Raw genomic sequence first — 20609 nt, 5'->3', positions numbered from 1 at the left:
GCGACCTTCCGCGGACGACGCGGACGACGCGGACGACGCGGACGACGCGGACGACGCGGACGACGCGGACGACGCGGACGACGCGGACGACGCGGACGACGCGGACGACAGAGCATCGGTGGACCGGGGGTCCCCGGCCTCATCCTCCGCGCTCATCTCCCACCGTCTTGCCATGTCGTTCCGTTCGTGTCGTGCCCCGACTCGCGAGTCTACGGTCGCCTCCATCTGTTCCCCCTTGCGTCCGCTGAGCGACCGCGGCGGCGATGCCGCGACCCAACGTGAAATTCATGGAAGCAGACGGCACTGACAACGCCCGACCAGCCGCCCCGCCGAACGGTTATCCACAGGCATAGTCGCTGGTCAAAAATTCACCGCCCACAACTCACCGCGATCCGCTAACGTTCCCACGTCAGTAACTCTCCGTAGTTCACCGAACGCGGCGAGCGCGGTGAGTGCGGCGAGCGCGGCGAACAGACGTCAGCGCCTTGCCGCCGGTCCGCCCACCACCCGAACCCGACCCACACGATCCCGCAGGAGGAGACTCATGTCCGACCAGCCCCGTACGCTCACCGCCCCGACCCGCGCCCTCATTGCCTCCTCAGTGGCCGGGCCCACGCCCTCGCCCGGCACGCCACGCAACCGGAGCCGACCGCCCGACGCACAACCCGACCGCGGTTCGGCAGGAGTCACTCGCCACTCCCCCACCGACGAGCAGCTGGCCGCCGCCGACGCCTTTCACGCAGGCGACCATCTGGTGATCCAGGCCGGGGCGGGCACGGGCAAGACGACCACGCTGGCCCTGCTCGCCCGCAGCACCCGCCGCCCCGGCCGATACCTCGCCTTCAACAAAGCCATCGCGCAGGACGCAGCCCGGCGCTTTCCCGCCCATGTCACATGCAGTACGGCGCACTCCCTGGCGTACGCGGCCGTCGGCCACCGATTCCGGCGGCGGATGAGCGCCCCGCGCCAGGCAGGCTGGCGCACCGGCGCCGCTCTGGGCATCGACGCAGGGTTTCGACTGAGTCTCGGCTCACGAACAGTGACCAGCAAGGCCCTCTCCTGCACAGTCCTGGGCACGGTCACCAACTTCTGCCGATCCGCCGATCCGACACTCACTGCCGCACACGTGCCACGTCTCCGCGGCGCCGAGGCGGACGCACAACACGATCAGCTGGCAGAGATCGCCCTCCCCTACGCCCGCAAGGCGTGGGCCGACCTGCAGAAGCCGGATCGTGGAGCTGTCCGCTTCGAGCACGACCACTACCTCAAGATGTGGGCGTTGAGCGCACCACTCATCGAGACCGACTTCTTGCTCCTGGACGAAGCTCAGGACACCAACCCGGTGGTCGAGCAGGTCTTCAACGCCCAGCGTGCACATGCCCAGCTCGTTCTCGTCGGTGACTCCGCCCAGGCCATCTACGGCTGGCGAGGCGCACGCGATGTGATGACCGGGTTCCGCGGCAGACAGCTCACGCTCTCCCGCTCGTTCCGTTTCGGTCCTGTACTGGCGGTGGAAGCGAACCGCTGGCTGGCCATCGTCGACGCCCCCGTCCGGCTCACGGGATCACGATTGCTCGACACAGAGCTGGGCCCCGTTCCTCGCCCCGATGCGGTCCTGTGCCGTTCCAACGCCGGCGCGATGGCCGAGGTCATGAGGTTGTTGTCGGACGGGCGCAGAGTGGCACTGGCCGGCGGTGACGAAACGCTGACCACACTGGCCCGGGCTGCCCATGACCTCCAGGGCGGTAGACGGACCACCCACCCGGAGCTGATGCTGTTCGAGTCCTGGGAGGAACTACGGGAGTACGCCACCTCCGACCCGTCCGGCCGGGACCTGCTGCCGCTGGTCGAGCTGCTCGACGAGCACAGCGCCGAGAACGTCCTCCGTGCACTGCGGTGCCTGTCGAGCGAGAAGACGGCCGAGACCACGGTGTCGACCGCCCATCGCGCGAAGGGGCGGGAGTGGCCGAGCGTGCGCATCGCTGCCGATTTCACGGAGCCGGTCGAGCTGGAGGACACCGACGAGAACGGCGAACGTCTGCCGGGCCCGATCGACCTCGCTGAAGCGCGGCTGGCGTACGTGGCGGTCACCCGAGCCCGGCGACGCCTCGACCTCGGCGGACTCTCCTGGATCAACAGTCACCCGGCGGGTGACATCGGAGCGGCGGCGTCGGAACGGTGGCGTCGAAGCGGTGACGTCGGAGCCCGTGCCGAACGCCGGGGCGCGAACACGGAAGGTAGCGATCCCCCTCCCGTTCCGAGTTCTCTCGCAAGTTGTCCACAGGCCGAAGCAGCCACGTGACGGGCAGCCCCGACCGGAGGATCCTTGAGGAAGAGCTGGAGGAGAAGGGAGCAGCCCGGGTTGAGGAAGACAGCAGCTCAGACGGCCGGAGCATGCCGGGAAGGTAGGGAGCCGGCCAACTGGGCCTCTCGATGAGCCGAGGCCGGTGGACGGCGACGAGGCAGGGTGAATGGTGAGGAGAGATGCGTACGGGCAGTGAGCCTGTCGAAGCGCGGAGCGCATTGAAGACGCGTCGGGCACTCGCGCTGTGGGGGCTGGTCTGGGCGGCCGCCGGGGTCGCCATCTTCGTGATCGCCGGACGCCCCGGGTGGGCGGCGGCCTGTGCGGTGGTGGTGGGTCTGGCCGCCGCGGACCTCGTGATCGTGTGCCGCCACATACGCCAGGGGCCGCACTACCAGCCCGGCAAGGATGTGCCCCCGTACGAACCGGACTGGGGACGCACCGTGGGGTACATCCCCAGCGATGGCCGCGGGCCTAGCAGTGGTCGCGGGCCCAGCGGCGATCGCGGGCGTGGCCGTGGGCGTGACCAGGACCGCTGCGGTGGCGGCGACAGTGACAGTAACGACGACGATGGCCGAAGCGATAGCGAAGACCCATAAGTCGAGGTCCGCTCCCCCAGCTCACCCCTCCCGGCCACCCAAGTCGCCCGAGTCACCAGAGCCGTCCGAGTCGCCAAAGTCGTCCGAGTCGCCCGGCGGCAGCGGAAACCGTGCCGCCTCGATGAAGTCCGGACGCGGGTCCAGCGCGGCGGCCAGGCGGAAGTGGCGCAGCGCCTCGTCGGGGCGATTGGCGCGCTCGAGCGTGCGGCCGAGCGCGAAGTGTGCGAAGGAGTTGTCGGGTTCACGCTCAAGGACGACCTGGAACTCCAGCTCGGCAGGGCGCAGTTGAGCGGCAAGGAAGAAGGCCCTAGCCCGCAACAGCCGGGCGGCGGTGTTCTCCGGGTGGGCGGCGATGACCGGGTCCAGGAGCTGAACAGCACCCCGCGGATCGCGCGCGGCCAACAGTTGCTCAGCCGCGCGGAAGTCGATGACGTGTGTCTCGGGGGTGCGCTCGGTCACGGCCGTCTCCTCTCCGACGCGTACAGGTCTCCGACGCGTACAAGCTTCCGACGCGTACAGGCGACTCACCTCGCACGGACGGCAGCTCGCCTGTTCCTACGTACGGCAGCCCGCCTGGTCGTACGTACGGCAGCCCGCCTGGTCGTACGTACGGGCACCCGCTGCACGGGCACCCGCCATGTACCAGCGGCTGCCGCGTTCGGCTGCCACGTTCAGGCGGCTCGCCGCCTCCTGGCGATTCGGGCAACCCGACGCGTTCGGCCGCCAAGTCGTTGCGTAGTTCCCAACAAGCCCGCTTAGCACCGCATTCCCCGGCTGGGGCCAGCTCACCCTTTCGCCTCCGAACCGGCGCGCCGACCGCCCGCCATTAACAGCTCCATCCGTCACATCCGGCCCCCCAGTCCCAGCCGCCACCCGTCACAGCCACGCCCGGTCACATCCTCCACCCGTCACAGCGGCCCCGGCCGGGGGTCGCCAAGGCAGCCGCCCGAGTGCTCCGGGCGCTAGAGGCTGATGTGATACGCCTTCCGAAGCGTCTCGTGCACCGTCCACCGGGTTCGGTCGCCTTCGCGCAGGAAGCACGCGTCGCCGGGGCCCACCTCCAGAGTGGATCCACCCTCGACCTCGATGGTGGCGCGGCCGGACACGACCACGAACAGTTCGTTGGCCTCGATGTCCGTCACGACGCCCGGCGTGATCTGCCAGATGCCGCGGATCTGCTTGCCGTCCGGGGCCTCCCAGAACACCTTGCCGGTGACGACCGGGTCGCCGGAGATGATCTGGTCCGGCTCCAGGGGCTCGGGATCCAGTTCGGCGTCGGGAACGCCCGGTATGTTGACGACGAACGACGCTGGGCCAAGATCGGTAGCAGTCATGGCGTGAGGCTACCGCCCGCCCGGTCTCAGCGAGCCCGCAGCCGCTCCCAGACCTCGCGCACCTGCGGCTCGAGATCCTCCAACGGCCCTTCGTTGTCGATGACGTGGTCCGCGATCGCGAGGCGCTGCTTCCGGTCGGCCTGAGCGCTCATACGGGCCTTGGCCTCGTCCTCGGTCATGCCGCGCAACTCCACCAGTCGCCGCAGTTGCGTTTCGGGGCTGGCGTCGACCACGACGATCACGTCGTAGAGGGGGGCGAGGCCGTTCTCGGTCAGCAGCGGCACGTCGTGGACGACCACCGCATCCTCGCCGGCCGCGGCCTCCAGCTCGGCGGATCGGGCGCCGACGAGGGGGTGCACGATGGCGTTGAGCGCCTTGAGTCTGTCGGGATCGGCGAAGACGACGGCACCCAGTTTGGGACGGTCCAGCGCGCCTTCCGGGGTCAGTACGTCCGTACCGAACGCTTCGACGACGGCGGCGAGGCCGGGCGTACCCGGTTCGACGACCTCTCGTGCGATCTTGTCCGCGTCCACGATCACCGCGCCGTACGACGCGAGCAGGCGCGACACCTCGCTCTTGCCTGCCCCGATACCGCCTGTGAGCCCCACCTTCACCATGCGCCCCACGCTATACGGCCACCCGGCTCCGGCCCAGAGCCGGCCCCACGCCTTCGGGCGACATCACGTCAGTCTCCGCCGCCAGGCAAAGCCCCCATCGATCTCCCGCGGAGGCGTCGGTCAGACGCCACCCTCCCCCAGGTCGCGCTCGCGGTCGGCCAGGAAGCGTTCCAGCTCGCGGCCGATCTCCTCGGCGGAGGGCAATTCGGCGGGCTCGGCCACGAGGTTGCCGCGGGACTCGGCGCCGGCCACCGCGTCGTACTGGTGCTCAAGGCCGCTGACCAGCGCAACCAGCTCCTCATCGCCCTCGGAGATCTGCCGCTCGATCTCTTCCTGCGTGCGCAGTGCTTCGGTGCGCAGCGCGTGCGCGGCACCGGGCAGCACCAGGCCGGTCGCGGCGGTGACCGCTTCCAGTGCGGTCAGTGCGGCGTCCGGGTAGGCGGAACGTGCGATGTAGTGCGGTACGTGCGCGGCGACGCCCAGTACGTCGTGGCCGGCTTCGGCGAGCCGGTACTCGATCAGCGCCTCGACGCTGCCCGGAACCTGCGCCTGCTCGAAGAGGTCGCGGTGGCCCGGGGTCAGGTCGGTGCGGTTGCCGTGCGGGGTGATGCCGACCGGGCGGGTGTGCGGGACGCCCATCGGGATGCCGTGGAAGCTGACCGCGAGCCGTACGTTCAACCGCTCGACCATTTCGCGCACCGCCGCCGTGAAGCGTTCCCACTCCACGTCCGGCTCGGGTCCGGAGAGCAGCAGGAAGGGGGCGTCGGTGGCGTCGTGGACCAGGCGCAGTTCGATGCTGGGCGTCTCGTACGAGGTCCAGCGGCCGTGGTCGAAGGTGAGCATCGGGCGGCGGGCGCGGTAGTCCACGAGACGGTCGTGATCGAAGCGGGCGACGACCTCGTTCGGCAGCCCTTCCAGAAGGGATTCGACGATCTGGTCGCCGGTCTCACCGGCGTCGATGTAACCGTCCAGGTGGTACAGCAGCACCAGCCCGGCGGAGTCGCGTGAGGCGATCGCGTCGACCGCCGCGAGCCCGCTCGGCTCCCATTCGTACAAACCCTGGGGATCCAACACAGTGACCGCTCCTCCTCGATGTCCGCCCGGAACAACGCGGCACGAGGCGCAAGCATTCCCGCTTCGCGAACTGTCACCCGCACGTGCGGGCGTCGAAGCCCCTGGGGAATTCCCACTGTTTGGCCCGCTCCCCCTAACGCCCCCTCCTCACCCGGCGTTTACCGGTGCCGATGCGGCAGCCCGGCGAACCGCTCTACGCACATCGGCGTCGGCCCGGTGGTCACACAACCTGCAGGTGTGGCAGTCGTCCCAGCCGAAGGGATTGACGGTCGAGGCGATTGACGGTCGAAGGGATTGACGGTCACCGTGTCCGACTCTACTTTCACAACAGCCCAAAGTGTTCACGTGAACACCCACTGTTCATGCATACGAACATGCCGGATACGAATACGCCCCCAGTGCTCGTCGCACCCCACACCACCCGCCACACGAAGTACCGCACACCGCACAGTCTTCCCTCCCCCCACTCACAGGAAGGCCCCAGGATGCGCGTCCCCCGACCTCTCCTGGCGATCCATGCCCGCCCGCTGCTCCTCGTGCCGGCCCTCGCCGTGCTCGCAGCCGGCACGCTCTTCGCCGTCACCGTCACCACCGCGGACGCGACGCCGACGTCCGAAGGCGCCCGCGAAGCGATCAACGTCTCCACGGCCGCCCAGCTCAAGGACGCGATGAGCGCGGCGCGCCCCGGAGACACCATCCAGCTCGCGGACGGTACGTACCGCGGCAACTTCGAGACCTCCGTCGCCGGTACCGCCTCGTCCCGCATCACCCTGACCGGTTCCTCGAAGGCGGTGCTGACCGCGAGCGGCGGCTACGGGCTGCATCTGGACGGCGCGTCGTACTGGACGGTGCAGGGCCTCACCGTCACCGGCGGGCAGAAGGGGATCATGGCGGACGCCGCCCGGGGTGTCGTCATCGATTCCGTCACCGTGCACGGGCTCGACATGGAGGGCGTCCACTTCCGCCACTCCAGCAAGGACGGCGTGATCAAGGATTCTCGGATCTACGACACCGGCAGGGACGGTCGCGGCATGGGCGAGGGCGTCTATGTGGGCGGTGCGGGGGACCTCGGTGACAACAGCGACAACGTCGAGATCCGTGGCAACACGATCGGTCCGGATGTCGGCGGCGAGAACATCGACATCAAGGAAGGCACCACGGGCACCAAGATCATCGGCAACACGTTCGACGGAAGCGGGCTCACCGGGACCCACTACGACGACTCGTGGGTCGACGTGAAGGGCAACGGCGTTCTGGTCGAGGACAACACCGGTACGCACACGATCAACAACGGCTACGAGACGCATACGCAGCAGTCGGGATGGGGGTGCGGAACGGTCTTCCGCGGCAATGAATCGGACGTCAGCGGCGCTTCGGGTTCCGGCCGCTACGGATTCAACATCACCAACTACGACGCGGCGGACTGCCCGGTCACGATTACCGGCGACAACACGGTCAAGGGAGGCCGCGGAATCGCCAATCCCGGCGTACCCGTGAACTGACGCCCACCCGGCGAACAGCACGGAGGCCCGCCCCCCGAAGGGGACGGGCCTCCATCGCTATCGGCTAGCGCCTGGCGTGCCCGGCGCTAGCGCGGTGAGCGTGTGGTGCTCAGCTCTGGCCGCCGGCCAGCTTCTCACGGAGCGCGGCGAGCGCCTCGTCCGACGCCAGGGCGCCGGAGTTGTCCGTCGACTCCGAGCTGTACGAGCCGCCGGAGACGTTGCCGCCGCCGCCCTGGCCACCGGCCGCCGGCGCCGCAGCACCCTCGGCAGCAGCCTGCTCGTCGGCCTCGCGGGACTTGATGACCTGCGCCTGGTGCTGCTCGAAGCGCTGCTGCGCCTCGGCGTACTGGTTCTCCCAGGCCTCGCGCTGCGCCTCGTAGCCGGGCAGCCAGTCGTTGGTCTCCGGGTCGAAGCCCTCGGGGTAGATGTAGTTGCCCTGGTCGTCGTAGGACGCGGCCATGCCGTACAGGGTCGGGTCGAACTCGACCGCCGTCGGGTCGGCACCGAAGGACTCGTTGGCCTGCTTCAGCGAGAGGCTGATGCGGCGGCGCTCGAGGTCGATGTCGATGACCTTGACGAAGATCTCGTCGTTGACCTGGACGACCTGCTCCGGGATCTCCACGTGGCGCTCGGCCAGCTCGGAGATGTGGACCAGACCCTCGATGCCCTCGTCGACGCGGACGAACGCACCGAACGGAACGAGCTTGGTGACCTTACCCGGGACGACCTGACCGATCTGGTGGGTCCGGGCGAACTGCTGCCACGGGTCTTCCTGGGTCGCCTTGAGCGACAGGGACACGCGCTCGCGGTCCATGTCGACGTCCAGGACCTCGACCGTGACCTCCTGGCCGACCTCGACGACCTCGGACGGGTGGTCGATGTGCTTCCAGGACAGCTCGGAGACGTGGACCAGACCGTCGACGCCACCCAGGTCCACGAAGGCACCGAAGTTGACGATGGAGGAGACGACGCCGGAGCGCACCTGGCCCTTCTGCAGGGTGGTGAGGAAGGTCTGGCGGACCTCGCTCTGGGTCTGCTCCAGCCAGGCACGGCGGGACAGGACCACGTTGTTGCGGTTCTTGTCCAGCTCGATGATCTTGGCCTCGAGCTCCTTGCCCACGTAGGGCTGCAGGTCGCGGACGCGGCGCATCTCGACCAGGGAGGCGGGGAGGAAGCCGCGGAGGCCGATGTCGAGGATGAGACCACCCTTGACGACCTCGATGACGGTACCGGTGACGATCCCGTCCTCTTCCTTGATCTTCTCGATGGTGCCCCAGGCACGCTCGTACTGGGCGCGCTTCTTCGAGAGGATCAGGCGGCCTTCCTTGTCCTCCTTCTGGAGAACCAGGGCCTCGATCTCGTCACCAACCGCGACGACCTCGTTCGGGTCGACGTCGTGCTTGATGGAGAGCTCGCGGCTCGGGATGACGCCTTCGGTCTTGTAACCGATGTCGAGCAGGACCTCGTCCCGGTCGACCTTCACGATGACGCCGTCGACGATGTCGCCGTCGTTGAAGTACTTGATCGTCTCGTCGATCGCGGCGAGGAAGGCTTCCTCGTTACCGATGTCGTTGACCGCTACCTGCGGGGTGGTGGCGGTGGTCTCGGTGCTGCTCGTCATGTGGGAAAGGGCTCCGGTACGGACATTGAAGTCGTAGGTACTGCTACGCCGAGAGCCTTTATCGCTTCTGCAGAAGTCGGACAGCAATGAGGCGCGCCCTCCGGAACTCCGGAGAATCCGGTCAGCGCCTCGAAACCGAGGGGACATGCAACAGATGCGAGCGCGACCTGCTCCGTCTGAGGTGCGCAGGCCCGCAGCGCAACTTGTAGCATACGGGGGCAGCCGGACACGGTCAATGCGCGAACGCGCACACCGCGGGCGGATCGCCCCATAACCGGCACGCGCCGGGCACAGATGGAGCCGCACAGCCTTGCCGTCACAGGCCACAGGGGCCTGACCAAGATCTATCGCGGGACTGTGACCAGTCAGGACCAGCGCAGTCCCACGAACCTCAGAAAACTACAAGCTTTGGCGAAGGATACGACGACCGGCGCGATGAACCAACACGACGACTCCACCGACACCGCTTCCACGAACGCCGAGGCCGGCACCGAGGCAGCCTGGGACGACGACTCCGTGGCCGTACGGCGCGACGCGGGGGACGCCGAGAGCAGCCGGGCCAGCCGTGGCTGGTGGGACCGCAACGCCGACGAGTACCAGGGCGAGCACGGCGCCTTTCTGGGGGACGACCGCTTCGTGTGGGGGCCGGAAGGGCTGGACGAGGCGGAGGCCGGACTGCTGGGTCCGGCGGCCGAGCTCAAGGGCCGGCGGGTCCTGGAGATCGGTGCGGGTGCGGCGCAGTGTTCGCGCTGGTTGGCGGCGCAGGGTGCGCTTCCCGTGGCGCTGGACCTCTCGCACCGGCAGTTGCAGCACGCCCTGCGCATCGGCGCCGACATTCAGGCGCAGGGGCAGGCGTCACCCGAGGTGGCGCAGTCAGCGGCCCCCGAAGTGGCGCTGGTGGAGGCGGACGCCGGGGTGCTGCCGTTCGCGGACGGCAGTTTCGATCTCGCGTGCTCGGCCTACGGGGCGGTGCCTTTCGTCGCCGATCCGGTACGGGTCTTCCGTGAGGTGCATCGGGTGCTGCGGCCGGGTGGCCGCTGGGTCTTCTCGGTGACGCATCCGATCCGCTGGGCCTTCCCCGACGAGCCCGGTCCCGAGGGTCTGTCGGTCGCGTCGTCCTACTTCGACCGCGTTCCCTACGTGGAGCAGGACGAGCGGGGCGAGGCGGTGTACGTGGAGCACCACCGCACCCTGGGTGACCGCGTACGTGACGTGGTCGCGGCGGGCTTCCGGCTGGAGGACCTGGTGGAGCCGGAGTGGCCCGCGTGGAACACCCAGGAGTGGGGCGGCTGGTCGCCCCTCCGGGGCGGGCTGATCCCGGGGACGGCGATCTTCGTGTGCCGCCGCGACCCGTAGGCGAGTCCCTGACCGGGCTGCATGGCGCAGCGCGGTGGACGTGAGCATCCCTCAGGGGGACGGTGTGCGTGCCACGAGACACTGGGCGGGTGATCCGCCGCTATGAACTCGATGCTCTGCCCGTACGGTCCGCGCTGCCCGCGCTCCAAGAGGCGCTGGAGGGCGCCGGGACCGCCGTCCTGTGTGCGCCTCCCGGTACCGGCAAGACCACGCTCGTACCGCTGGCGCTGGCGGGTCTGACGGCGGACGGTGCGCCGGTACGCAAGGTGCTCGTCGCGGAGCCGCGTCGGATCGCGGCGCGCGCGGCGGCCCGGCGGATGGCGTGGCTGCTCGGGGAGCGCGTGGGCGAGCGGGTGGGGTTCACCGTGCGCGGGGAGCGTGCGGTGGGAGCGCGCACCGTCGTGGAGGTGGTGACGACGGGCGTGCTGCTCCAGCGGCTCCAGCGTGATCAGGAACTCCCGGGCGTGGACATCGTTGTACTGGACGAGTGCCACGAGCGGCATCTGGACGCGGATACGGCGGCCGCGTTCCTGCTGGACGTACGGGAGGCACTGCGGCCCGAGCTGCGACTGGTGGCGGCGTCGGCGACGACGGACGCGGAGGGCTGGTCGCGGCTGCTGGGGGACGCGCCGGTGGTGGCGGCGCAGGGGGTGTCGCATCCGGTGGAGACGCTGTGGGCGCCGCCGGAGCGGCCGGTGCGTCCGGCGCACGGGATGCGGGTGGATCCGGCGCTGCTGTCACATGTCGCGTCGGTGGTGCGACGGGCGCTGCGCGAGCGGGAGGGGGATGTGCTGTGTTTTCTGCCGGGCGTGGGGGAGATCGCCCGGGTGGCGGGGCAGCTGGCCGACCTGGGGGCTGCCGGTGTCGAGGTGCTTCAGGTGCACGGCCGGGCGCCGGCGGCGGTGCAGGACGCGGTGCTGGCCGGTGCGGGTGACCGGCGTCGGGTGGTGCTGGCCACGTCGGTGGCGGAGTCGAGCCTGACGGTTCCCGGGGTGCGGGTGGTGGTCGACTGCGGCCTGGCGCGTGAGCCGCGGATGGATCATGCCCGGGGGCTGAGCGCGCTGACGACGGTACGGGCGTCGCAGGCGGCGGCGCGGCAGCGGGCGGGCCGTGCGGGGCGTGAGGCGCCGGGTGCGGTCTATCGGTGCTGGTCGGAGGGCGAGGACGGGCGGCTGCCGCGGTTCCCGTCCCCGGAGATCAAGGTGGCGGATCTGACGGCGTTCGCGCTGCAGGCCGCGTGCTGGGGGGATCCGGACGCGTCGGGCCTGGCGCTGCTGGATGCGCCGCCGGGTGGGGCGATGGCGGCGGCGCGGGACGTGCTGACGGCGGTGGGCGCGGTGGACGCGGCCGGTCGGGCGACGGGGCGGGGCGTTCGGATGGCCCGGCTCGGCCTGCACCCGCGGCTGGCGCGGGCGCTGCTGGACGGCGCGGCGCAGGTGGGTGCGCGGCGGGCGGCGGAGGTCGTGGCGCTGCTCAGTGAGGAGCCGCCGCGCGAGTACGGAGACGATCTCGCCGACGCCTGGCGTACGGCCCGCCGCGGGCGGGACGCGTACGCCGGCCGGTGGCGGCAGGAGTCCCGGCGTCTGGCCTCCGCCTTGTCCGGCGCCGCCGTCGCCACGGCAGCCACGGATGCGGTCGGTGCGGGCGCGTCCCGGGACGAGGCGCCCTCCGCGTCCCCCGGTAGCCGTGGATCGTCCTCCCCCGCGCCGGCGGCACCCGGTGAGAACGACGACGTGGTGGCCGGCATCGTGGCGGCGCTGGCTTTCCCCGAGCGGGTGGCCCGTAAGCGGGGTGCGGGGGCGTACGTGATGGCGTCGGGGACCGGTGCCGAGGTCGGTGACGGTTCGCGGTTGCGGAGTGCCGAGTGGCTTGCGGTGGCGGTGGCGGACCGGCCCGTGACGGCGGCTTCGGCGCGGGTGCGGCTGGCGGCCGTCGTCGACGAGGAGACCGCGCGATGGGCCGCGGGGGCCCTGTATGCCGAGGCCGAGGAGGTCGGCTGGGCGGACGGGGACGTGGTCGCCCGGAGCGTGGCGCGGCTCGGCGCCGTCGAGCTGGTGTCCCGGCCGTTGCGGGACGCGGATCCGGCGCTCGTGCGGGAGGCGTTGGTGGACGGTCTGCGCAGGGAAGGGCTCGGCCTGTTGCGCTGGTCGGACGGTGCGCGCTCGCTCCGGGAACGCATGGCGTTCCTGCACGGGGAGTTGGGGGCTCCGTGGGCGGATGTCGCGGACGAGGCGCTGCTGGCGCGCCGGGACGAGTGGCTGGAGCCGGAGCTGAGCAGGGCCCGGCGGCGGGCGGACCTGGCGCGGATCGACGCGGGGCAGGCGTTGTCGCGGCTGCTGCCGTGGGCGAGCGGCGAGTCGGCGCGCTTCGACGAACTGGCTCCGGAGCGCATCGAGGTGCCCAGCGGTTCGCACATCCGGGTGGACTACGGCGGTGATCAGCCGGTGCTGGCGGTGAAGCTGCAGGAGATGTTCGGGCTGCGGGAGTCGCCTCGGGTGGCGGGCGGCCGGGTTCCGGTGCTGGTCCATCTGCTGTCACCGGCCGGACGGCCCGCTGCGGTCACCGCCGATCTGGCTTCCTTCTGGCAGGACGGTTACCGCGCCGTCCGGGCGGAGCTGCGCGGCCGGTATCCGAAGCACCCGTGGCCGGAGGACCCGGCGACGGCCGAGCCGACGCGCCATACGACGGCCCGGATGCGGCGGGGCTGAGGCCGCGGCGGCGGTGGCTCGGGAGCCGCGGCGGCCGGGCCTGTTGTCGTGGAGCGGCCCGGGCTGCGAGGGGTCACGAAGCCGTCGTCGCCTCGTGCCCCGCCACCGGGCCGTCCGGCGCGACCGTCAGCCGCCCCGCGTCCGGGCGTCGTCCACGCGCCTCCAGGTACAGGCTCAGGGCCAGCAGTACGGCGCCCGTACCGAGGAGGCCCCACGGCAGGTAGGTGGTGAGCAGCAGGATCAGGGTGCGTTGCGAGGAGACCAGGGCGACCGTGGCGTCCAGGTAGTCGGCACGCATCTTCACGTGCCCGGCGAAGGCGGTGACCTTGCCACCGCCGGGCAGCAGGTCGCCGCCGCGCAGCTCCTCCTTGTGGATCTCCTCGCCGTTGACGGGGGCGCCGGTGATCGGGTCGACCCAGAACATCCGCTTGGTGGTGTACCAGCGGGTGGTGCCCATCTTTTCGACGGCTTCCGGGGTGACGCCCTTGACCGGCATCTTCTTGGGGAGCGGGACCTTGGTCCAGGGAATGGTCTGCTCGAAGTAGTAGATGTCCAGACCGTGGAAGCGGCGGGTGCCCTTGTAGTGGATGGGCGCTGAGGTGCGGGTCTGGGCGTCGAAGTAGGTGTAGTCGCGCTTCTCGGTGAGGAAGGGCCACTTGTACTCGATGCCGTCGCGGCGGACCGGCTCGCCGTCGACCGACTCGCCCGCTGCGTGCACGGGGTCCTGGGTGTGCGCGTCGAAGATGTAGCGCTCGGGGATCTCGGAGACCATCTTGCCGTCGGGTCCGGCGACGTAGGACAGCGCGTCCCAGACGACGACGTCGCGGCCGGCCGTGCGTTCGACCTTGTCGGCGGCTTCGACGTTGCCCTTCAGCGTCTGCACGATGCTGACCTCGGGGACCTTCTCGGCCTTCATCGTGCCGTAGTCGACGAGGGTGGCGGGGCTCGCCTCCAGGACCATCGACTGGTACTGGCTCGGCGGGATCTTGGCGAGCCTGGGGAAGGCGTACCACCGCATCAGCGGGGCCAGTGCGGCGCAGAAGACGGCGAAGGCGAGCAGGACGAGGCTGGCCTTGCGGCGCATGACGGCGGCCTCCCTCGGGTGCGTCGGTGGGGTGGGGGCGGTCCCTCAGGGGTGTTCGGGGACGGTGGTCAGCAGTGGTTCGGGAGAGGTGTGCCCGTCGGGCGCGCCGACGGCGGTGAGGGCGAAGACCAGGGCGAGGGCGGCTGCCAGCCCGATCGCGGCTGCTGTGAGGGCGCGCATGCTCGGCCTCCCGTTCGACCGTGGACCTCACCAGCAGAGCTGACGAAGCGTCAGGAGTTGGGGCTGGGGCACCGTAGCAACGGGCGGCGCAGATGAGAACACGTTGCGCCGGCACGAATCCCGGAGACCGCGCACGGAACGCCAGGACCGCATACGGGAGGGGCGTGACGCCCGCGCGTCACGCCCCTCCCGATGCCTGCCGGTCCCGGTTCCTGCCGGTACGAGTGATGGTCCACTGCGTACCGGTACGAGAGTCAGCCGACCTTGAGGTCCACCAGGAGCACGGCTCCGTCGGCCGTGGTGAGCCGCAGCTTGTACGTGCCGGAGTGGCCGTCCGTGAAGATCTGCGGCAACTTCAGCAGGCCGTCGGCGTCGGTCTTCAGGCCGGTGAGGGTGCGCAGCGGTGCACCCTCGGCGTCCTTGAAGTACGGGCCTTCGGTGCTCTGCTTCGCCTTGGCGGGGTCCGCGGCGTCCCCGGCGATCATCGTCGCGGTGACGGCCACGCCCGCCGCGGCCTTGCCCCGGTAGGTCGCCTTCACCTCGACCGGGTCGGCGTAGCCGGCGCCCGGCTCGGCCTGCATCTCCTTGTCGGAGGTACGGGACAGGGCTTCGGCCTGCGGCTCGGCCTTGACGGTGACGGTGAAGTCGGTGGCCGGCACGGCGCGGCCGACCGCCGTCGCGCGAACGGTCCAGGTTCCGGCCTTCTCGCCCGCGATCAGGGCCGGGGCGGTGGCGAGGCCGTCCTTGCCGGTGGTGACGGTGACCTTGGTGGCGCCGCCTTCGAAGCGGGTGTCGCCGTCGCCGCGTATCTCGTACTGCACCCGCACGCCGGAGACGGTGCGGTCCGCGGTGTTCTTCGCGCGGACCTGCAGCCGGTCGGCGAAGGTCTCGCCGGCGGTGGCGCTGCGCGCCTTGTCCCCCACGCGCTGGAGGGAGGCGAGGGGCGCGGGCTGGGTGGGTGCCGGGGGCTTCGTGGTCGACTCGTTGCCGCCGCCCGGCGTCGTACCCGGGGTGGCATCGTCGCCGGCGGAGTCGGAGTCGTCGTCGCTGTCGGGTGCGGGGGTCGGGGCGGGCCTGGTGGCATTGTCACCGCCGGTCCCCGGGCCCGCGGTCCCCGAGTCACCAGTGTCCGTGTCCGAGCCGGATCCCTTACCGCCCTCGGGGCTCTTGCCCGTGTCGGAGCCCTTGTCGGGCCCGGAGCCCTTCCCGGAGTCGGTGTCCTTCCCCGGGCCCTTGCGGTCCTTCTCGCCGCTCTGCTTGCCGCCGGTCTTCCCCTTGTCGGCGCCGTTGCCGGAATCGCCGGTGCCCGCGCCGGAGTGGTGCGTGCGCGGCCCGGTCGGCAGGATGCCGGTGCCATCGGGCACTTCGTGCGTGCCGTTGCGGTAGAACTCGTACCAGGACAGCACCGTGCGCAGGTATTCCTCGGACTGGTTGTAGCCGAGGATCGCGCGGTTCAGGTCTGCCTGTACCGACAGGTCGCGGCCGGCCGCGCAGAGGTAGTGGCCGGCCGACAGGGCCGCGTCGTAGATGTTGTTGGGGTCGCTGGCGCCGTCGCCGTTGGCGTCCGTGCCCCACTTCGCCCAGGTGGACGGGATGAACTGCATCGGGCCGACCGCGCGGTCGTGCGTGGTGTCGTTGTCGAAACGGCCGCCGTCGGTGTCGGTGATCCGGGCGAAGCCGTTGCCGTTGAGCTGGGGGCCGAGAATGGGCTGCAGCGTCGTGCCGTTCGCGTCGACCGCACCGCCGCGGGCCTGCCCGGACTCGACCTTGCCGATCGCGGCGAGCAGCTGCCAGGGCAAGTTGCAGCCGGGGTTGCTCTGCGCGAGCGAGGCCTCGGCCTTCTTGTAGGCCGCGAGCACGGTCGCCGGTATGCCGGACTCCCTGGGGCCGGTGGCTATGGGGCCGTCCCCACCCTTGTCCTTGCCGGGCGACTGCGGGCCGGCGAGCGGCGGAAGGTCGGTGAAGTACGAGGAGTCACCGTCGATGGGAGTGTCGCCCCGGGGGACGTCCCGGGAACTGCCCACGGCCTTGGCGGCGTCCGGCGCCTGCGAGGCGGTGAGCGCGGCAACGGCCAGCGCCGCGACCACACCGGAGGCCGCTCCCCTGCGGAGCCGTCGGCCGAACTTGGCTGCCATACGTCCTACTCCCCCTTCGCGTCGAACCACCGTGCTGGGTGCACGGCGTCGCGCTCTCGGCGCTCCAACGCACGCGACACTACGACAACTCCCCGCGCGCAGCTACCGTTCCCGGCACACGCTCACCGTCCGCCCACATCCGGCATACTGCCTCGAACCGATCACTCGATCAGGTACAGCGGTCGGGTTCGGTCAGGAGGAGGGGCATGCCGTTCACACTCAGCCATGCCGCGGCGGTGCTTCCGGCGGTGCGGCACGACGGCACGGCACACGGCCCGCTGCTGGCTTCGGCTCTCGTCGCGGGGTCGTTCGCACCGGACCTGACGTACTTCGCGGACACGGTCGTGCCGGGCGCGATGGCGTTCGGAGAATTCACGCACGCGCTGCCCGGCGTTCTCACCGTGGACACGCTGTGCGCCGGCCTTCTGGTCGGCGTCTGGCTCCTGTTGCGCGGTCCGCTGCTCGCCGTGCTGCCGCGGGCGTGGCGGGACCGCGCGTGGGCGGTGTTCCGCGGCCGGGACTGGCGGGAGTTGTCGCCCGGGCAGCTCGTGGTGCGCTTCTGGTGCTCGGCGGTGATCGGCGCGCTCACGCACATCGTGTGGGACGCCTTCACCCATCCCGGGCGCTGGGGTGTCCGGCTGCTGCCCGTACTGCAGGAGCACGTCGCGGGGTGGCCGGTGTACACGTACGTGCAGTACGGCACGTCGGCGGTGGCCCTGGTGGCCCTGGCGTGTTTCGTGCGGTCCGCCTGGCGACGGGCGCCGCGCGGCACGGCACCCGAAGCGCTGCCCGTGCTCGGCAATCGGACGCGCGCGGGGTGCGGTGTGCTGCTGACGGTGTGCGTACTGCTGGGCGCCGGGCACCGGGTGGTGCGGGCGCACGCGGTGTACGGCGGGTCGGCGACGTGGTTCGACTACGTGCCGACGGTGCTCTTCGGCGCGGGCGCCGGACTGGGGGTGGGCCTCCCGGCGTGGGCGGCAGCGGTCCACCTCATCGGCCGGCGGCGGCGACGGCTGCGGGCCACCGCCCCGACGGAAGAGGCGGCGGCCGGGAGCTGATCCGATCGGACCCGCCCCGGCCGCCTACCGCACTCGGCGTGCGGTGACGCCTTCCGTGATCAGTGCGCGGCCGACTCCCAGTCGCCACCCGAGCCGACGGAGACGTCCAACGGGGCGCGCAGCTCGACGGCGCCGGCCATCTCGCGCCGCACCAGCTCCTCGACCTTCTTCTGCTCGCCGGGCGCCACCTCGACCACGATTTCGTCGTGGACCTGGAGCAGCATCCGGGAGCTGAGCCCGGCGGCGGTCATGGCCTCGTCGACGCGCAGCATCGCGATCTTGACGATGTCCGCGGCCGTGCCCTGGATGGGGGCGTTCAGCGCCATCCGCTCGGCCATCTCACGGCGCTGGCGGTTGTCGCTGTTGAGGTCGGGCAGATAGCGGCGGCGGCCGAGCATGGTCTCGGTGTAGCCCGTGGCGCGGGCCCGGTCGACGACGTCCTGGAGGTAGTCCCGCACGCCCCCGAAGCGCTCGAAGAAGTTGTCCATGAGCTTGCGGGCCTCATCCGGGCTGATGCCCAGCTGCTGGGACAGGCCGAAGGCGGACAGGCCGTACGCCAGCCCGTACGACATCGCCTTGATCTTGCGGCGCATCTCGGGGTCGACGTCGGTCTTCGGCACCGAGAACACGTGCGAGGCGACGGTGGTGTGCAGGTCCTCGCCGGAGGTGAACGCCTCGATGAGGCCCTCGTCCTCCGAGAGGTGCGCCATCACGCGCAGCTCGATCTGGCTGTAGTCCGCGGTCAGCAGCGTCTGATAGCCCTCGCCGACCACGAAGCCGCGGCGGATGGCGCGGCCCTCGTCCGTCCGTACGGGGATGTTCTGCAGGTTGGGGTCCGTGGAGGACAGCCGGCCGGTCGCGGCCACCGTCTGGTTGAAGGTGGTGTGGATGCGACCGTCCGCGGCGATGGTCTTGATCAGGCCCTCGACTGTCGTGCGCAGCTTGGCCTGCTCACGGTGGCGCAGCATGATCACGGGCAGCTCGTTGTCGGTCTGCGCCGCGAGCCAGGCGAGAGCGTCCGCGTCGGTGGTGAAGCCGGTCTTGGTCTTCTTGGTCTTCGGCAGGCCCAGCTCGTTGAAGAGCACTTCCTGGAGCTGCTTGGGCGAGCCGAGATTGAACTCGTGTCCCGCGGCGGCGTGCGCCTCGGTGACAGCCTGCTGGACGGCGGCGGCGAACTGCTGCTCGATGCGCTCCAGCCAGCCCCGGTCGGCGGCGATGCCGGAACGCTCCATACGGGCCAGCAGCGCGCTGGTGGGCAGTTCGATGTCGCGCAGCAGGTCGGCGGCGCCGACCTCTTCGAGGCGCGTCTCGAAGGCGGCCCCGAGGTCGAGGACCGTACGGGCCTTGGCCATCAGGGCCTCGGCCTCTGCCTGCTCGTCGGCGCCGAAGGCCAGCTGACCGTCACCGGCCGCGGCGGGAGCCAGGTCGCGGCCCAGGTACTCCACGGAGAGCGCGTCCAGGGCGAAGGAGCGTCGGCCGGGCTTCACCAGATAGGCGGCGAGGGCCGTGTCCATGGTGACGCCGTCGATGTCCCAGCCGTGCTCGGGAAAGATCCGCATCAGGCCCTTGGCGTTGTGCATCACCTTCGGGCGCTGCGGGTCCGCGATCCACTCGGCGAAAGCCCGGTCGTCGGCCTCGTCCAGCTGGGTCGGGTCGAACCACACGGCGGGGCCCGTCGCGGTCGCCAGCGCGACCTCGGCGACCGATCCGCTGCCCAGCTTCCAGGAGTCGACCGTGGCGACCCCCAGGAGGGCGCTGCCGTGCTCGGCGAGCCAGGGGGCCAGCTGACCGGCGCCCGCCACGAGGCCGTCGATCTCGACACCCGGCACCGGCTCGGCAGTGACCGTGTCCTCCGCGCCGGGGTCGACGGCCAGCAGGCGGTCGCGCAGGCCCTGGTTGCGGATCTCCAGACCCTCCAGGAACACCGTGAGGGCCTGCCGGTCGTAGCCCACGCGCTCCAGCTCGGCGGGGCCGCAGGGCAGCTCGACGTCGCGGACCATCTCGGTCAGCCGGCGGTTGAGCTTCACGGCGTCCAGATGGTCGCGGAAGTTCTGCCCGGCCTTGCCCTTGACCTCTTCGGCGCGCTCGCACAGCTCCTGGAAGGAACCGAACTGATTGATCCACTTCGCGGCGGTCTTCTCGCCGACCCCGGGGATGCCGGGGAGGTTGTCCGAGGGGTCGCCGCGCAGGGCCGCATAGTCCGGGTACTGGGCCGGGGTGAGGCCGTACTTCTCGAACACCTTCTCCGGGGTGAAGCGGGTCAGCTCGGAGACGCCCTTGGTGGGGTAGAGCACCGTGACATGGTCGTTGACCAGCTGGAAGGCGTCCCGGTCGCCGGTGACGATGGACACCTCGAAGCCCTGCTCGGTGGCCTGCGTGGCGAGCGTGGCGATGATGTCGTCCGCCTCGAAGCCCTCGGTGGCGAACCGCTTCACCTTCATGGTGTCCAGCAGCTCACCGATCAGCTCCACCTGCCCCTTGAACTCGTCCGGGGTCTTGGAACGATTGGCCTTGTAGTCGGGGAACTCCTCCGACCGCCAGGTCTTGCGCGACACGTCGAACGCCACCGCGAAATGGGTGGGCGCCTCGTCGCGCAGGGTGTTCGCGAGCATGGAGGTGAAGCCGTACACGGCATTCGTCGGTTGCCCCGTGGCGGTGGTGAAATTCTCCGCGGGCAGGGCGAAGAACGCCCGGTACGCCATGGAGTGCCCGTCCATCAGGAGCAGCCGGGGACGCTCTCCCCCCGCCGTCTCGCTGCCGGTCGTTTCGCTCTTCTTCGCTGCCTTTGCTGCCACGCCCCCGATCCTGCCACGCCCCACTGACATTCCCTGACGCGACGGCCGCGAGACCGCTCCCACGTACTGCCCGGCCGACCGTGGAACCGCTCCCGCGGCCTGGTCGACGGGGCGGGAACCTGTTCGCACGCGTCAGCTGTGGACAACTTCGTCACCCCTCGTCGCCGACTTCGCCATGACGACCTGTGGACGACCGGCCGACGGGCGGTCGCCCGTGCCAGGATCGAGTGCGGCCGGAAGAGCG

15 protein-coding genes are annotated in these 20609 nt (G+C 70.7%); 6 read left to right on the top strand and 9 right to left on the bottom strand.

Annotation, left to right across the window (positions count from 1 at the left end):
- The first annotated feature begins 544 nt into the window (after nt 1-544).
- Together IF20_RS34945 and IF20_RS40320 are read left to right on the top strand one after the other, a co-directional pair.
- On the top strand, nt 545-2302 hold the full coding sequence (locus IF20_RS34945; protein WP_110944845.1) for a UvrD-helicase domain-containing protein: 1758 nt from the start codon (nt 545-547) through the stop codon (nt 2300-2302).
- Between the two features lie 182 nt (nt 2303-2484).
- Nucleotides 2485-2901, top strand: a complete 417-nt coding sequence (locus tag IF20_RS40320) for a DUF6343 family protein (RefSeq protein ID WP_234426963.1) — start codon at nt 2485-2487, stop codon at nt 2899-2901.
- 21 nt (nt 2902-2922) lie between these two features.
- Here IF20_RS40320 and IF20_RS34935 read toward each other — a convergent pair whose 3' ends face one another.
- The 4 genes from IF20_RS34935 to IF20_RS34920 all read right to left on the bottom strand — a co-directional run bounded on the left by IF20_RS34935 (nt 2923) and on the right by IF20_RS34920 (nt 5926).
- Complete coding sequence (locus IF20_RS34935) at nt 2923-3360, bottom strand: tetratricopeptide repeat protein (RefSeq protein ID WP_052869474.1); 438 nt, start codon at nt 3358-3360, stop codon at nt 2923-2925.
- Between the two features lie 503 nt (nt 3361-3863).
- On the bottom strand, nt 3864-4235 hold the full coding sequence (locus IF20_RS34930) for a cupin domain-containing protein (RefSeq protein ID WP_052869473.1): 372 nt from the start codon (nt 4233-4235) through the stop codon (nt 3864-3866).
- A gap of 26 nt (nt 4236-4261) precedes the next feature.
- A complete protein-coding gene (gene coaE / locus IF20_RS34925) occupies nt 4262-4852 on the bottom strand; it encodes a dephospho-CoA kinase (protein WP_052869472.1) in 591 nt (196 codons plus the stop codon).
- Nucleotides 4853-4972: 120 nt separating this feature from the next.
- A complete protein-coding gene (locus IF20_RS34920; RefSeq protein ID WP_052869471.1) occupies nt 4973-5926 on the bottom strand; it encodes a PAC2 family protein in 954 nt (317 codons plus the stop codon).
- Between the two features lie 485 nt (nt 5927-6411).
- Here IF20_RS34920 and IF20_RS34915 point away from each other — a divergent pair, with 485 nt between their 5' ends.
- Nucleotides 6412-7428, top strand: a complete 1017-nt coding sequence (locus IF20_RS34915; RefSeq protein WP_052869470.1) for a right-handed parallel beta-helix repeat-containing protein — start codon at nt 6412-6414, stop codon at nt 7426-7428.
- Between the two features lie 109 nt (nt 7429-7537).
- Here IF20_RS34915 and rpsA read toward each other — a convergent pair whose 3' ends face one another.
- Complete coding sequence (gene rpsA, locus IF20_RS34910; protein ID WP_052869469.1) at nt 7538-9049, bottom strand: 30S ribosomal protein S1; 1512 nt, start codon at nt 9047-9049, stop codon at nt 7538-7540.
- Between the two features lie 435 nt (nt 9050-9484).
- On the opposite strand from rpsA, the gene IF20_RS34905 reads away from it, so the two are divergent.
- Both IF20_RS34905 and hrpB read left to right on the top strand, forming a co-directional pair.
- Nucleotides 9485-10405, top strand: a complete 921-nt coding sequence (locus IF20_RS34905; protein ID WP_234426962.1) for a class I SAM-dependent methyltransferase — start codon at nt 9485-9487, stop codon at nt 10403-10405.
- A gap of 89 nt (nt 10406-10494) precedes the next feature.
- Nucleotides 10495-13113, top strand: a complete 2619-nt coding sequence (gene hrpB, locus IF20_RS34900) for an ATP-dependent helicase HrpB (RefSeq protein ID WP_052869468.1) — start codon at nt 10495-10497, stop codon at nt 13111-13113.
- Nucleotides 13114-13186: 73 nt separating this feature from the next.
- Here hrpB and IF20_RS34895 read toward each other — a convergent pair whose 3' ends face one another.
- The 3 genes from IF20_RS34895 to IF20_RS34890 all read right to left on the bottom strand — a co-directional run bounded on the left by IF20_RS34895 (nt 13187) and on the right by IF20_RS34890 (nt 16512).
- Nucleotides 13187-14197, bottom strand: a complete 1011-nt coding sequence (locus IF20_RS34895) for a DUF3068 domain-containing protein (protein WP_052869467.1) — start codon at nt 14195-14197, stop codon at nt 13187-13189.
- A 45-nt stretch (nt 14198-14242) separates the two neighbouring features.
- A complete protein-coding gene (locus tag IF20_RS38665; RefSeq protein WP_110944843.1) occupies nt 14243-14377 on the bottom strand; it encodes an SPW_0924 family protein in 135 nt (44 codons plus the stop codon).
- Between the two features lie 254 nt (nt 14378-14631).
- Complete coding sequence (locus tag IF20_RS34890) at nt 14632-16512, bottom strand: lytic transglycosylase domain-containing protein (RefSeq protein WP_052869466.1); 1881 nt, start codon at nt 16510-16512, stop codon at nt 14632-14634.
- A gap of 206 nt (nt 16513-16718) precedes the next feature.
- Here IF20_RS34890 and IF20_RS34885 point away from each other — a divergent pair, with 206 nt between their 5' ends.
- The gene (locus IF20_RS34885; RefSeq protein ID WP_052869465.1) at nt 16719-17570 is read left to right on the top strand and encodes a DUF4184 family protein; all 852 of its coding nucleotides are present in this window, start codon (nt 16719-16721) and stop codon (nt 17568-17570) included.
- 59 nt (nt 17571-17629) lie between these two features.
- Here IF20_RS34885 and polA read toward each other — a convergent pair whose 3' ends face one another.
- Nucleotides 17630-20365, bottom strand: a complete 2736-nt coding sequence (polA, locus tag IF20_RS34880) for a DNA polymerase I (RefSeq protein ID WP_052869464.1) — start codon at nt 20363-20365, stop codon at nt 17630-17632.
- Nucleotides 20366-20609 lie beyond the last annotated feature (244 nt).

The sequence above is a fragment of the Streptomyces niger genome, assembly GCF_000718305.1.
Taxonomy (GTDB): domain Bacteria; phylum Actinomycetota; class Actinomycetes; order Streptomycetales; family Streptomycetaceae; genus Streptomyces; species Streptomyces niger.
Note: the sequence above shows the minus strand (reverse complement) of the source record. Positions and strands in the feature narration are given on the sequence as shown.